The organism is Polaromonas sp. P3_C2 (assembly GCF_056402675.1).
This window is the reverse complement of sequence record NZ_JBFUGX010000002.1, coordinates 1-13,400: the sequence shown is the minus strand read 5'-3', so window position 1 is coordinate 13,400 and position 13,400 is coordinate 1. Positions and strand designations below refer to the sequence as shown.

Genomic DNA, 13,400 nt, shown 5'->3' with positions numbered 1-13,400 from the left:
GACGATGCGTCAGGCGAGATCAGGCAAACGACTTCTTGAACTCGGCCACAGCCGCGTTCAGTTCAGCCTCAGCATCCTTGTCCATGGCCTTGTTGGCTTCGAGCTTGGCCATCAAGGCCGCGTTCTTGTCCTTCAGGAAGGCGTGCAAGCCGTGTTCGAAAGCCAGGACCTTCTTGACTTCGATGTCGTCCATGAAGCCCTTGTTCACTGCGAACAGCGTAGCGGCCATGTTGGAAATGGACAAAGGCGAGTACTGGGCCTGCTTGAGCAGCTCGGTCACGCGGGCACCGCGGTCCAGCTGTTTGCGGGTGGCTTCGTCCAGGTCGGAAGCGAACTGCGCGAAGGCAGCCAGTTCACGGTACTGGGCCAGGTCGGTACGGATACCGCCGGACAGATTCTTGATCAGCTTGGTCTGGGCAGCACCGCCGACGCGGGACACCGAGATACCGGCGTTAATGGCGGGACGAATACCGGCATTGAACAGGCTGGTTTCCAGGAAGATCTGGCCGTCGGTGATCGAAATCACGTTGGTTGGCACGAAAGCGGACACGTCGCCGGCTTGCGTTTCAATGATCGGCAGTGCGGTCAGTGAACCGGTCTTGCCCTTGACGGCGCCCTTGGTGAAGTCTTCAACGTACTTCTCGTTCACGCGAGCTGCGCGCTCGAGCAGACGGCTGTGCAGATAGAACACGTCGCCGGGGTAGGCTTCGCGTCCTGGTGGACGGCGCAGCAGCAGCGAAACCTGGCGGTAAGCCACGGCTTGCTTGGACAAATCGTCATACACGATCAGCGCGTCTTCGCCGCGGTCGCGGAAGTATTCGCCCATGGTGCAGCCAGAGTAGGCGCTCACGTATTGCATGGCGGCGGATTCGGAAGCGGAAGCGGCCACGACGATGGTGTATTCCATTGCGCCGGCTTGTTCCAGCGAACGCACCACGTTCTTGATCGACGAAGCCTTCTGGCCGATCGCGACGTAGACGCAGGAAACGCCTTTGCCCTTCTGGTTGATGATGGCGTCGATGGCCACAGCGGTCTTGCCGGTCTGACGGTCGCCGATGATCAGTTCGCGCTGGCCGCGGCCGACGGGCACCATGGAGTCGATGGACTTCAGGCCGGTCTGCAGGGGCTGGTCAACGGATTTACGGGCGATCACGCCGGGCGCGACCTTTTCGATCACGTCGGTCAACTTGGCGTTGATCGGGCCCTTGCCGTCAATCGGCTGGCCCAGTGCGTTGACCACACGGCCAAGCAGCTCAGGACCCACAGGCACTTCCAGGATGCGGCCCGTGCACTTCACGGTGTCGCCTTCGGCGATGTGCTCGTACTCGCCCAGAATCACGGAGCCGACGGAGTCGCGCTCAAGATTCAGCGCCAGGCCGTAGGTCGGCGTGCCGTCGGCGGTTGCGGGAAATTCCAGCATTTCGCCCTGCATCACGTCGGATAGGCCATGGATACGGACGATACCGTCGGTCACAGACACTACGGTGCCCTGGTTGCGGACATCGGCACTGGCTGTCAAGCCTTCGATGCGGCTCTTGATCAGTTCAGAAATTTCTGCGGGATTGAGTTGCATGACTCTTTCCTTCTTTCTATGTTGTTGGCTAAAAACCGGGGCGCGCCTGAGCGCAAGCTCAGGAAATCAGCGCCACTTTCATTTGCTCTAAACGGGCTTTGACCGAGGTGTCCAACACCTCGTCACCCACCACGACACGTACGCCACCGATCAGCGCCGGCTCAAGCTCGACCGAAAGGTTGAGCTTGCGGCCAAACCGCTTCTCCAGCGTTGTTGCCAAATCGGCCAGCGCAGCGCCTTCCAGCGGAAATGCGCTGTAAACGGTGGCATCCGAAGAACCACTTTGCGCATTTTTCAGTGCGCGAAACTGTGCGGCGATTTCCGGCAGGACGCTGATGCGGCCGTTCTCGATCACGGTCCGCAAGAAGTTCCTGGCGGCTTCCGGCAGCTTCGTTTTGGCCACCCCGGAAACTACGTCAAACGTCTGGTTTACCGTCACGCTGGGGTTGCCCGCAAATTGCTGCAACTGCACGTTGGCGGCAATGGCGGCAAGCTCATCGAGCCAGACGGCGGTGCCGCCCAGGTCGGAACCGGATGCCTTGAACAACGCTTCAGCGTAGGGACGGGCAATGGTGGCTAGTTCGGCCATGTTTTACGCTCGCTTAAAGTTCGGTCTTCAGGCGACCCAGCAAGTCAGCATGCACACCGGCATTGACTTCCTTGCGCAGAATCTGCTCTGCACCCTTGACGGCCAGTGCGGCGACCTGCTCACGCAGGGTCTCGCGGGCCTTGACGGTTTGCTGCTCGGCCTCAACCTTGGCGGCGGCAATGATCTTGCTGCCCTCTTCGGTTGCGCGGGCTTTAGCCTCTTCAATCAGGGCCTGGGCGCGGCGCTCGGCTTCCGCCAGGCGCACTGCCGATTCGTTGCGCGATTTGGCCAGTTCTTCTTCCACGCGCTTGTTGGCAACGGAGAGTTCAGACTTGGCTTTATCGGCAGCGGCAAGGCCGTCGGCGATCTTCCGGGCGCGTTCGTCGAGCGCAGCTGCAATTGGTGGCCACACGAATTTCATCGTGAACAGCACCAGAATCGCAAACACGACGAGCTGCGCAAAGAATGTGGAGTTAATACTCACAGCGGCACCTCTGTAGGTTGTCTAGAAAGGCGTGCGATTTACTTCAACACAAACGGGTTGGCAAATGCGAACAGCATGGCAATACCCACGCCGATCAGGAAAGCAGCATCGATCAGACCGGCCAGCAGGAACATCTTGGTCTGCAGTTCGTTCATCAGCTCAGGCTGGCGTGCAGCGGCTTCGAGGTATTTGCTGCCCATGATGCCGATGCCGATACATGCGCCGACAGCGCCCAGGCCAATGATCAGGCCAGCGGCCAAAGCGACAAAACCGAGTACGTGTTCCATTTAATGCTCCTATGGATTTAACTAACTAACAAAAATAAAAAAGAAAGCGGAAACCAGAAAACCAGGGGAAACTGATTCGTGAGAATCAGTGATGGTCGTGGGCCTGCCCCACATAGACCAGCGTCAACATCATGAAAATAAACGCCTGCAGCGCAACGATCAGGATGTGGAAGATTGCCCAGCCCGTGCCCGCGAGCACATGGCCGATGAAGAGGAACACACCAGTCGCAGAGCCGAAGCCCACTGCACCCATCAGCGCGATCAGCATGAACAGCAGTTCGCCCGCGTACATGTTGCCGAAAAGCCGGAGGCCGTGAGATACGGTCTTGGCGGCGAATTCGATCATCTGCATCAAGAAGTTGACGGGATACAAAAACCATTTGTCGCCGAACGGGGCCGAGAACAGCTCATGCACCCAGCCGCCAAAACCCTTGATCTTGACGTTGTAGTACAGGCAAACCAGCAGCACGCCGCAGGACATGCCCAGCGTGGCCGAGAGGTCGGCCGTGGGAACCACGCGGAAGTTGTGAATGCTGTGATCGAGGCCGGTCACAGCAAAAATTGTGTGGAACAGGTCGACAGGCAGGAAGTCCATGGAGTTCATCAGGAAAATCCAGATGAATACGGTGAGCGCCAGTGGGCCGACGGCCTTGCGCGATTCGGCGTTTTTAACGATGCCCTTGGCCTGGCTGTCCACCATTTCGAGCAGGATTTCAACAGCCGCCTGCAGGCGACCGGGAACGCCGGCGTGCACGCTTTTGGCCACACGCCACATCACGAACATACCGATCACACCGAGGGTGATGGCCCAGAAAATCGTGTCGAAATTGACAACGGAAAAGTCGACGATGCCTGTCTGTTTGTGGTTTTGCAGATGGACCAGGTGGTGACCAATGTACTCACCAGCGGTCAAAGCGTTTCCGGAAGATTCAGCCATTTACGAACTCTTTTCAACTCTTGAAAATGGATTACGCCAACTTTTTCGGCCGGGACTGGAACCAAAGCACCAGCCAGACCACCTTCATTGTCACTACAAGGCCAACCAGCATTGCCGGCCAGCTCAAATCCGAAACCATTCGGGGAGCAGCGAACAACATCGCTACCGTCAGGCCAATCTTGACCATTTCCCACAAAAAAAATCCAGCCACCGCAGCGCCCGGATTCATTGAAGACATCTTGCTGGTCAGGCCGCGCGCAAACAACGCACCCGGGATGACCACCGCCAGCGCGCCATAAAGGGCGGACCAGCCTGCACTTTGCCTTCCGGTCAATCCCCAGGCGGCCAGCGCCACCACAAGACCCACCACACTTTGCCCCGCCAATACCACCCAAGGTGAAACCGAGGGGTCCGCTTCACGAAGCTTTTGGGCTTCTTCACGCGTCAAGGGCTTGAAACCCTCATCACCAGTCTCCATCTCTTCTGTGACACGCCGCCCTGTCACACCCGGATTTCCCGGGTTTGTCGCTGACTTTGCCGAATTTGCCATTTTGGTCGTCACAAATTACGGAAAAGTTACAGGGCAGTTATCAGCAAAGCCCTTGATTATACGTAGAAACCCCTGCGTATCCGACAAAACCCCCGGCTTGCATATGAATTAGGGGCGATTCGCATCATTTGGGTGCGGCTCGCAGCGGGTGGTTCACAATTGTCCGGCGACTACGGCGCGCCGACCCTCCTACGTAGTTGCACGTGATGCTCGACGATGGCCCAAGCCCCCGCATCCGTCACCTTCCACCCACCGAAAGATGCCATGCCCGCCCTGATGAAATTCCTGCACATTGCCGCCGCCATTGCCTGGCTGGGCGGGGTGGTCTTCATGCTGTTTGCCTTACGGCCTGCCGTCGCCGAACAGCTGGCGCCACCCCAACGCCTGCCGCTCATCGCAAAGGTCATGCAGCGATTTTTCGTCCTGGTCTGGGCCACCATCGGCGTCCTGCTGGTGACAGGCCTGGCGATGCTGCTGGCCGAGGGCATGAAAACCGCCCCCCTGGGCTGGCACCTGATGTTCGGCATCGGCCTCTTGATGTTCGCGCTGTTCGGACATCTGTATTTCGGCCCTTTCCGGCGCTTGAAGCTCGCTGTCAGCGCGTCCGACTGGCCCGAGGGCGGTCGCCGCGTCGGGCAGATCGCCACTCTGGCCATGGTCAACCTGGTGCTGGGCGCGCTGGCGATAGCCGCCGTCATCTTTATTGCCTGATGCCGGAGCGAGCCTGCCATCTTGATCACCGCCTGCCATGAGCGCCCCTAAAAAGAAGGCGCCGCAACACCGGCACTGGACGGACCGGCTGAAAGCATCCGTGCCGACACGTGAAGCCCTGGTTGCGAACCGGTGGCTCAAGCCGGTGGCCCACCGGCTGCTGGAACCGCAGCTGTGGCGGCTGCAGCACGAGGCCGTGGCGCGCGGTGTGGCCATCGGCATATTCTGGGCATTTGCCCTGCCATTTGCGCAAACCGTGGCGGCCGCAGCCCACAGCGTCTGGTGGCGCGCCAATATTCCGGTGGCCGCCGGCATCACCTTCATTACCAACCCTTTCACCGTCGGATTCTGGCTCTGGCTGGCCTATCAGGTGGGCGATCTGCTGCTGGACGCGCCGCCGCCCATCCGCATCTCGGAAGGCTCAGGCATCGTGGCGTGGGCAGCCTCCTTCGGCGGGCCTGCCATCCTGGGCATGGGCATCTTTGCCGTGCTGGGCTCGATTACCGGCTACCTGCTGGTCAAGCTGGGCTGGCGCGTTCGCATCTGGTTCAAACGCCGCCGCCGGCAAACCGCCAGACGTTAGACAATCGGGTGCAGACCGTCCGGCAGTAGCCGTCTCGACACAGTTTCATTTCCTTTTCAAACCGATCCATGACAACGCTTCCCGCCAACGCCCTTCCCGACACCCCCTGCTACCTCAACGGCGAATTCACCCCGCTCAAAGACGCCAAGATCAGCGTGATGGACCGCGGTTTCATCTTCGGCGACGGTATTTATGAAGTGGTGCCGGCGTATGCAGGCAAGCCGTTTCGCTTCGAGCAGCACATGGCGCGGCTGGAACGCAGCCTCACCGAGCTGCGCATCGCCAACCCGCTGACCCGCGCCGAGTGGCTGGAAATTGCTCTTAAATTAATAGCTGCCTGCGCACAATCCACGGTCGCCTCAGCCGAAAAAGGCAATCAACTGGTGTACATCCAGATCACCCGCGGTGTGGCCATGCGCGACCACCCCATGCTGCCGGGCCTGACGCCCACCGTGTTCGTGATGTGCAATCCGATGAAGCTGCCCAGCGACCAGGCACGCGAAAACGGCGTGGCCTGCGTCACCGCCGACGACTTCCGCTGGGAAAAAGCCCACATCAAAAGCACCAGCCTGCTGGGCGCGGTGTTTTCACGCCAGATCAGCGTGGACGCTGGCGCGGTCGAGACCGTGATGTTCCGCGGCGACTACCTGAGCGAAGCCGCTTCCAGCAACGTCTGGATCGTCAAGGACGGCAAAGTCATGGGGCCGCCCAGGGACAACCTGGTGCTCGAAGGCATCCGCTTTGGCCTGATCGAAGAGATGTGCCGCGCGGCGGGCATTCCTTTTGAGCTGCGCCGCATCACCCGCGCCGAAGTGCTGGCAGCAGACGAGCTGCTGCTCTCATCCGCCACCAAGGAGGTTCTGCCCATCACCCTGCTGGACGGCCAGCCGGTCGGCCACGGAGTGGAAAAAGGCAAACCTGGCCCCATTTATGCAAAGCTGTACGCCCAATACCAGCGTGCCAAAGCGGCCTGAAAGGACCCATTGCCATGACGACTTCCCCCAACATCCCCAAAATCATCGGTGTTCCCAGCACGGAGCCCTCGCGCCAGGAATCGCTGATCGAGTACCCCTCGCAGTTCCCGATCAAGGTGATGGGTGAGAAGGTCGATGGCATGGTCGCGGCCATCACGTCCATCGCACACCAGTTCGACCCGGCCTTCGACGCCTCCACCATCGAGCTGCGTGAAAGCAAGGGCGGCAAATACCTGGGCGTCACCATCACCGTCACAGCCACCAGCCGCGAGCAGCTCGACGAGCTTTACCGCACGCTGTCGACGCACCCGATGGTCAAGGTAGTCCTGTAAACAATATCCGGGCAGACGCCGAACATGCAGGCTGAAACGCGCAACCTGGGCAAGGTCGACTACCTGCCCACCTATGAAGCCATGCAAGCCTTCACGGCGGCGCGCAACCCCGGTTTTTCAAGCGAAAATGGGCTGCAGCCTAATCGGGGCCTGCCCGACCAGCTATGGATTTGTGAGCATCCACCGGTCTACACCCAAGGCCTCGCGGGCAAGAGCGACCATGTTTTGAACCCCGGCAGCATCCCGGTGGTGCAGACCAACCGCGGCGGCCAGGTGACTTACCACGGCCCCGGCCAGGTGGTGGCCTACCCGCTCATCGATTTGAAGCGTGCCGGCTATTACGTCAAGGAATACGTCTACCGCATTGAAGAATCCGTCATCAAGACCCTGGCGCACTTCGGCGTGACCGGGCACCGGGTGGCCGGCTCGCCCGGCATTTATGTGCGGCTGGACGACCCCACCTCACATGCCGCCCTGACCGGCCCGATGCACCCTGCCGACCCGTTTCGCGGCCTTGGGAAGATCGCCGCCCTGGGCATCAAAGTCAGCCGGAATTGCACCTACCACGGGGTCGCGCTCAATGTGGCGATGGACCTGGAACCCTTCTCGCGGATCAACCCCTGCGGGTATGTGGGGCTCAAAACCACAGACCTTTCTACAATCGGGGTATCGGCAAGCTGGCAGGAAGCCGCAGATGTGCTGGGCCGCAAGCTCGTCACCTACCTGGCGCCCTGAGCACATTCCTTCAAAGAAATACACCATGAGCACCCCAGAAACCGTCAATCCTGTTGTTCGCGACATCCAGAGCCAGGAAGACTACAACCCGCTGGCCAAGCAAAAAGCCGCGGCCAAGCTGTCGCGCATCCCCGTCAAGGTGGTGCAGGGCGAAATGCTCAAGAAGCCCGACTGGATCCGCGTCAAGGCCGGCAGCCCGACCACGCGCTTTTACGAGATCAAGCAGATCCTGCGCGAAAACAAGCTCAACACAGTGTGCGAAGAAGCCAGCTGCCCCAACATCGGGGAATGCTTCGGCAAGGGCACGGCCACCTTCATGATCATGGGCGACAAGTGCACGCGCCGCTGCCCGTTTTGCGACGTGGGCCACGGCCGCCCCGATCCGCTGGACGTGAATGAACCGCTGAACCTGGCGAAAACCATCGCAGCACTCAAGCTCAAATACGTGGTGATCACCAGCGTGGACCGCGATGACCTGCGCGACGGCGGCAGCGGCCACTTTGTGGAATGCATCCAGAAGATCCGCGAACTCTCGCCCGCCACCACGATTGAAATCCTGGTGCCCGACTTCCGCGGCCGCGACGACCGCGCGCTTGAAATTTTGAAGGCCGCGCCGCCCGACGTGATGAACCACAACCTCGAAACCGCGCCGCGCCTTTACAAAGAAGCGCGTCCCGGCAGCGACTACAACTTCAGTCTGAACCTGCTCAAGAAGTTCAAGGCCCTGCACCCCGATGTGCCGACCAAGAGCGGCATCATGGTGGGCCTGGGCGAAACCGACGAGGAAATTCTGCAGGTCATGCGCGACATGCGCGCGCACAACATCGACATGCTGACCATCGGCCAGTACCTGGCGCCCTCCACCAGCCATCTGCCGGTGCGCCGCTATGTGCACCCCGACACCTTCAAGATGTTTGAAGAAGAAGCCTACAAGATGGGCTTCACGCACGCCGCCGTGGGCGCCATGGTGCGCAGCAGTTACCACGCCGACCAGCAGGCCCACGCGGCAGGCGTGGCCGACAAGGCCGACGCGGCCACCGCCGCTCTTTAATCCCCGCAACATGACCTTGCCGCAAGGCTCCCTGTCGCTGCGCCACTACGGCGCCTCGCACGGCAGCCATGCGCATGACCACTTCCAGGTACTGCTGGGCCTGAGTGGTGTGCTGGAACTGGAAGTACGCGGACGCGGGCGGCGCATTGCCGCCGGCCAGGGCTGCGTGATCACACCCGGCGACCGGCATGACTTTGAATCACGTGAAGGCAGCCGCTGCCTGGTGCTGGACACCACGCATGCGGACTGGGCTCGCTGCGCCTATGACCCTGCAAAAACCGCGCAAACCCTTGCGCTGGGAAATTACCTCGCCGAAGCGATGCAGCAGCCGGGCAGCCTCGCGCAACTTCACGGTCCGGCGCTGTTGCTGGAAGCGTGGCAACCCACAAYACCCGCATCAACGCCCTTGCGCCATGCGCGGCCCATCCACTGGGAACAACTGGCCACCTGGACACAGCAGCGCCTGCACGAACCACTGAGCGTCGCGCAACTGGCCGCGCAGGTGTTTTTAAGCCCGACGCAGTTTGCCGCACGCTGCCGGCGCGAAACCGGCCTCAGCGTGATGCAGTGGCTGCGCCGGCAACGCCTGGCACTGGCCGTGCAACTGCGCAGCCGCGGCATGAGCGTGGCCGACACCGCGCTGCACTGCGGCTACCAGTCGCCCTCAGCCCTGACGGCCGCGATGCGGCGCGCCGGGCTGGGCAGCGCCTGACCTTTACGGATTTTCAATAGCGGCTCGGGTCGTTCGGCCGGCGGTCGTAGCGGTTGCGCACACCGTCGCCATCGCGGTCACCCCGGTAGCCGGGGCCATAGCCCGGCGCAGGGGCGGGCACGACACGATATTGCGGTCCGTTGTCATAAGCCACCGGGTAAGCCACGCAGCCCGACAGGGCGGCCATGCCGGCCAGCGCCAGCAAAAGGATGGAAAGCTTTCTCATGGTGAGTCTCCTTGGGTTTCATGCGATTTCGGAGAAATCTGCCATGCCATTGCAACTGAAGTCCGTACGGGCAAGGTGTCTGCAGCGCCCCTCGCACGTGAAGCTCGTTACCGGATGTTGGTCTGCGCGTAGGACATACCCCTGAATCGCCAGAACCGTCGTTGCACGACAACAAAGCGTTGCTCTGCGACGACGCCCACGTGACGTCCCCCTATGCTTGCCGCCATGCCAGCCAATCTCTACGCACTGGGCGCCATCGCCCTCTGGACCCTGCTCGCCTCGCTCGGGGTCTCGCTCAAACACGTTCCGCCCTTTCTGCTCACCGGCGTTGCGCTGCTGACCGGCAGCCTGCTGGCCCTGCCTTTTGTGCTGCGGGACCGCGCGCAATGGAAGATTCCCACCGCCACGCTGGCGCTCGGCGTGTACGGCCTCTTCGGCTATCACTTCCTGCTTTTCATCGCGCTGCGGTATGCGCCGGCAGTCGAGGCCAACCTGGTGAACTACCTCTGGCCGCTTTTTATCGTGGTGCTGGCGCCGCTGTTCCTTCGTGGCGTGCAGCTGCGCGCTGTGCATGTGGCTGCAGGCCTGCTGGGATTTGCCGGCGCCGCCATTGCCATATTGGGCGCGGGCGGTGGCGGTGCGACGTCCTCCGCAGGCTGGTCATGGGGTTACCTGCCGGCGCTGGGCTCGGCCTTCATCTGGGCCAGCTACTCGCTGCTGACAAAACGCGTGCCGGCCTTTCCCACCGCGGCCATCGGCCTCTTCGGCCTGGTCTCGGGCGTGCTTTCGCTGCTGTGCCATTGGGCGCTGGAGCCTGCCGCCACGCTGTCGGCGCAGGACTGGCTATTGCTGGCGGTGCTGGGCGCAGGGCCGCTGGGCGCGGCGTTCTTTCTCTGGGACAAGGCCCTCAAGCTGGGCGACGCGCAGCAGATCGGCATCCTCAGTTACCTCACGCCGCTGGGCTCGACTGCACTGCTGATGGGGGTAAGCGGCCGCGCGCTGAGCTGGAGCATCGCCCTGGCGGCGGTGATGATCATCGGCGCCGCGCTGCTGGGAACAAGAGCAAAATAAGGCTGCAGCCCTTTAAGGACGGGCGCCAGCAGCTCCTGATTCAATAGCATGCCACAGCACGAACACGGCCAGCCCGGGCTCTGCATTGCGCACTTGCAGCTCGGCGCCATGCGCTTCGGCCACCAGTCGGCACAAGTACATGCCCAGGCCCACGCCGCCCGTGGCGCGCTGGCGTGCGCCGTCGGTCCGGTAAAAGGGCTCGGTCAAATGCGCCAGCTGCGCGGCATCCACCCCCGGGCCGAAGTCGCGCACTTCCAGCATCACGCCGCCGCCCGCCGGCTGCAGCGACACATGCGGCGGCCTCCCGGCGCCGCTGCTGTAGCGCAGTGCGTTGTCCATCAGGTTGCGCACCAGCAGGCGCACGCGCATGCGGTCCAGTGCCAGCGGCGCAAGGCCAGTCGCCAGGTCCAGCACCATCTCCGACGCACCTGGCACCTCGGTGGCCGTCTCGCGCACCAGCGCCGCCAGGTCCACCGGTTCGCGCTGTAGTGCGACGTGCGGGCTGGCCAGACGCTCGCTTTCGAGCAAGTCGCTGATCAGGTCGCGCATCTCGCCCAGGTCGCGCAGCAGCGCCTCGCGTTCGCGCTCGCCGGCACCGGTGCCCTCGGGCGTGGTGGGCAACAGCTCGGCATTGAGCCGCGCACGTGTGAGCGGGGAGCGCAGTTCATGGCTCAGCGCCAGCAGCAAGGCGCGTTTGGCGTTCAGCATGCCTTCGATGTCGTGTGCCATGGTGTTGATGCGCCCGGCCAGGTCGCCGAGTTCGTCGCGGCGGCGCAGGGGAATCGGCGTTGCGAACTCGCCGCGGCCAAAGCGCTCGGCGCCTGCGCGGATGTCGTCCAGCGGGCGCAGCAGGCGCCGCACGTAGGCATAGGCGCCTATGAGCAAGCCCAGCAGCAGCGCCAGCGTGATCCAGCCAAACACGCCGTGTGGCGCTGCCTGCCAGGGCGCAGTGCCGGGGCCAAAAATCACGCGATGGCCGTCGGCCGTGGTGCGGCTCAGCCAGTCCTTGGCGCGGGCGTCGAACACCTTGCGGTCGGGCCTGTCAGGATGGGACTGCCAGTTGACCTGCGGCCCTTCAATGCGGATGGAAATCGGCAGCCGCGCAGCCAGCGCCTGGGCACGGCCCACATCGGGCGGCGAACCCAGGTCGGCCACCAGCCTGTCCATGTAGTCGCTGATCAGCGGTTTGGCCGCGTCGCGCCAGCCCGTTGAAAACGCCCGCTGCATGCCGCTCATGAACACAGCACCCATGGCCAGCGCCAGCAGCAGGAACACGGTGATCAGCCGCAGCCGGAGCGAATGCTTCCAGCGGTGGCGCCAGCGCTCGGGGCGTGAGCGTTCGCGGGCCCGGCAGTCCCGGCGCGTTTTCCACCGCCTCATGGCGTACCCGCCTTGCCGGCAGCGAGGGCATAGCCCGCGTTGCGCAAGGTCTTGATGCAGTCCAGTGGCTCCAGTTTTTTGCGCAGCCGGCTCACCACGATGTCGACGGCGCGCGTGTACAGCTCGGCCTCGTGGCCGCGCAGGCGGTTGAGGATGTCGTCGCGGTTGAAGACCTTGCCGGGCTCGGCCGCCAGCAGGGCCAGCAATTCAAATTCGGTGCCGGTCAGCTCGACCTTTTCGCCCAGGCGCAGCACCTCGCGCGTTTCCACGTCGATCACCAGCCCCTGGAACACATGGCGTTGGGTGGCCGCAGCCGGTGCGCTGCGCTGGCGCCGCAAAATGGTCTGCAGGCGCGCCACGAGCTCGCGCGGCTCAAACGGCTTGGGCAGGTAGTCGTCGGCGCCCAGCTCCAGCCCGACCACACGGTCCATCACGTCGCCGCGGGCCGTCAGCATCACGATGGGGATGTCGCTTTCCTTGCGGATCTCGCGGCACAGGGCAAAGCCGTCCATCTCGGGCAGCATGACGTCCAGGATGGCTGCGTCATACGCACCGGTGCGCAGCATGGCCAAGCCTTCACCGGGGCGCAGCGCGCTTTCGAGCACAAAGTCAAAACGGGCAAAGTAGGCGGCCAGCGGCGCAGCCAGGTGCTCGTCGTCGTCGATCAGCAGGATATGGGGCATAGGATTGGCTACATTCGCTTCGGAAAACTCGCATCGACCTGGAGTTGCTCCTGAAAAAACATCAATGCATCGCGGTTCACATTGTCATGCACAGCAGCCCGATTGACGCCTTGTGGATCCGTACACAGAGCGGGCGCGACGCCGCGCATCTCCGACGTGCACGGCGCGAGAAACACGAAGTGGTCGGCTGCGGGGATCTCGGTGTATCGGGCCAATGAGGGGAGCAGTTCCTTCACTTTGATCGCGTTCTCCTTGACCGGGAGCACGGAATCGGCGCCGGCCGCGTACAGATTCACCGGCCTCGAGACCTGCGACAGGCTTTCGCGGTCAAAGAAGGCTCCCGGCGGGCTCATGATGAACGCGGCGCGGATGCGGTCGTCGGTCTTCGCGATCAGCGGGGGAGAYGACAGGGAAACCTTTCCGCCACCGGCACATAGAACACTTGTCGGCAAGGCTTTGCAATAGGCACTCAGCAGCTCGAACTTCGGTTTGGCGCCCATCAACAAGAGGGCCGAATAGCCG

Annotated in this window: 18 protein-coding genes; 8 read left to right on the top strand and 10 right to left on the bottom strand. The window is 62.5% G+C overall.

The genetic code is table 11. From position 1 onward, the window contains the following. Positions 1-19: 19 nt before the first annotated feature. From atpA to AC1DWI_RS00215, 6 genes are all read right to left on the bottom strand, one after another. A complete protein-coding gene (gene atpA, locus AC1DWI_RS00240; protein WP_457281583.1) occupies positions 20-1,573 on the bottom strand; it encodes a F0F1 ATP synthase subunit alpha in 1,554 nt (517 codons plus the stop codon). 58 nt (positions 1,574-1,631) lie between these two features. Continuing rightward, complete coding sequence (locus AC1DWI_RS00235; RefSeq protein WP_477668853.1) at positions 1,632-2,162, bottom strand: F0F1 ATP synthase subunit delta; 531 nt, start codon at positions 2,160-2,162, stop codon at positions 1,632-1,634. A gap of 13 nt (positions 2,163-2,175) precedes the next feature. Continuing rightward, positions 2,176-2,646: a F0F1 ATP synthase subunit B gene (locus tag AC1DWI_RS00230; RefSeq protein WP_457281585.1), complete on the bottom strand. Its 471-nt coding sequence runs from the start codon at positions 2,644-2,646 to the stop codon at positions 2,176-2,178. A 38-nt stretch (positions 2,647-2,684) separates the two neighbouring features. Beyond that, complete coding sequence (gene atpE, locus AC1DWI_RS00225; protein WP_293400282.1) at positions 2,685-2,933, bottom strand: F0F1 ATP synthase subunit C; 249 nt, start codon at positions 2,931-2,933, stop codon at positions 2,685-2,687. 85 nt (positions 2,934-3,018) lie between these two features. Beyond that, a complete protein-coding gene (atpB, locus tag AC1DWI_RS00220; protein ID WP_457281586.1) occupies positions 3,019-3,870 on the bottom strand; it encodes a F0F1 ATP synthase subunit A in 852 nt (283 codons plus the stop codon). A 31-nt stretch (positions 3,871-3,901) separates the two neighbouring features. Then, positions 3,902-4,420: an ATP synthase subunit I gene (locus tag AC1DWI_RS00215; RefSeq protein WP_477668938.1), complete on the bottom strand. Its 519-nt coding sequence runs from the start codon at positions 4,418-4,420 to the stop codon at positions 3,902-3,904. 216 nt (positions 4,421-4,636) lie between these two features. Between AC1DWI_RS00215 and AC1DWI_RS00210 the strand changes: the two genes are divergently transcribed. The 7 genes from AC1DWI_RS00210 (at position 4,637) to AC1DWI_RS00180 (ending at position 9,518) form a co-directional block, all read left to right on the top strand. Continuing rightward, positions 4,637-5,131, top strand: a complete 495-nt coding sequence (locus AC1DWI_RS00210; RefSeq protein ID WP_477668854.1) for a DUF4149 domain-containing protein — start codon at positions 4,637-4,639, stop codon at positions 5,129-5,131. Between the two features lie 37 nt (positions 5,132-5,168). Further along, positions 5,169-5,714 carry a DUF2062 domain-containing protein gene (locus AC1DWI_RS00205; RefSeq protein WP_477668855.1) on the top strand — a complete coding sequence of 182 codons (546 nt, stop codon included), beginning with the start codon at positions 5,169-5,171 and terminating at the stop codon, positions 5,712-5,714. 68 nt (positions 5,715-5,782) lie between these two features. Beyond that, a complete protein-coding gene (locus AC1DWI_RS00200) occupies positions 5,783-6,688 on the top strand; it encodes a D-amino acid aminotransferase (protein WP_477668856.1) in 906 nt (301 codons plus the stop codon). A 14-nt stretch (positions 6,689-6,702) separates the two neighbouring features. Then, positions 6,703-7,020, top strand: coding sequence for an HP0495 family protein (locus AC1DWI_RS00195; protein WP_477668857.1), 318 nt, complete (start codon positions 6,703-6,705; stop codon positions 7,018-7,020). 24 nt (positions 7,021-7,044) lie between these two features. Continuing rightward, a complete protein-coding gene (gene lipB, locus AC1DWI_RS00190) occupies positions 7,045-7,755 on the top strand; it encodes a lipoyl(octanoyl) transferase LipB (RefSeq protein WP_477668858.1) in 711 nt (236 codons plus the stop codon). Between the two features lie 25 nt (positions 7,756-7,780). After that, on the top strand, positions 7,781-8,806 hold the full coding sequence (gene lipA / locus AC1DWI_RS00185) for a lipoyl synthase (RefSeq protein WP_477668859.1): 1,026 nt from the start codon (positions 7,781-7,783) through the stop codon (positions 8,804-8,806). A 10-nt stretch (positions 8,807-8,816) separates the two neighbouring features. After that, the gene (locus AC1DWI_RS00180; protein WP_477724230.1) at positions 8,817-9,518 is read left to right on the top strand and encodes a helix-turn-helix domain-containing protein; all 702 of its coding nucleotides are present in this window, start codon (positions 8,817-8,819) and stop codon (positions 9,516-9,518) included. Positions 9,519-9,531: 13 nt separating this feature from the next. Here the strand turns inward: AC1DWI_RS00180 and AC1DWI_RS00175 are convergent, their stop codons facing one another. After that, positions 9,532-9,744 carry a hypothetical protein gene (locus AC1DWI_RS00175; protein WP_477668861.1) on the bottom strand — a complete coding sequence of 71 codons (213 nt, stop codon included), beginning with the start codon at positions 9,742-9,744 and terminating at the stop codon, positions 9,532-9,534. Positions 9,745-9,969: 225 nt separating this feature from the next. Between AC1DWI_RS00175 and AC1DWI_RS00170 the strand changes: the two genes are divergently transcribed. Next, positions 9,970-10,815 (top strand): DMT family transporter, encoded by an 846-nt coding sequence (locus AC1DWI_RS00170; RefSeq protein ID WP_477668862.1) that lies wholly within the window; start codon positions 9,970-9,972, stop codon positions 10,813-10,815. A 12-nt stretch (positions 10,816-10,827) separates the two neighbouring features. Here AC1DWI_RS00170 and AC1DWI_RS00165 read toward each other — a convergent pair whose 3' ends face one another. The 3 genes from AC1DWI_RS00165 to AC1DWI_RS00155 form a co-directional block, all read right to left on the bottom strand. After that, positions 10,828-12,195, bottom strand: a complete 1,368-nt coding sequence (locus tag AC1DWI_RS00165; protein WP_477668863.1) for a HAMP domain-containing sensor histidine kinase — start codon at positions 12,193-12,195, stop codon at positions 10,828-10,830. Next, entirely contained in the window at positions 12,192-12,878 is a 687-nt protein-coding gene (locus AC1DWI_RS00160) for a response regulator transcription factor (protein WP_477668864.1), read from the bottom strand. Before AC1DWI_RS00160 ends, AC1DWI_RS00165 begins: the two co-directional genes overlap by 4 nt. A gap of 8 nt (positions 12,879-12,886) precedes the next feature. Next, the coding region (locus AC1DWI_RS00155; protein ID WP_477724229.1) for an alpha/beta hydrolase family protein at positions 12,887-13,400 on the bottom strand (514 nt) is incomplete at its 5' end.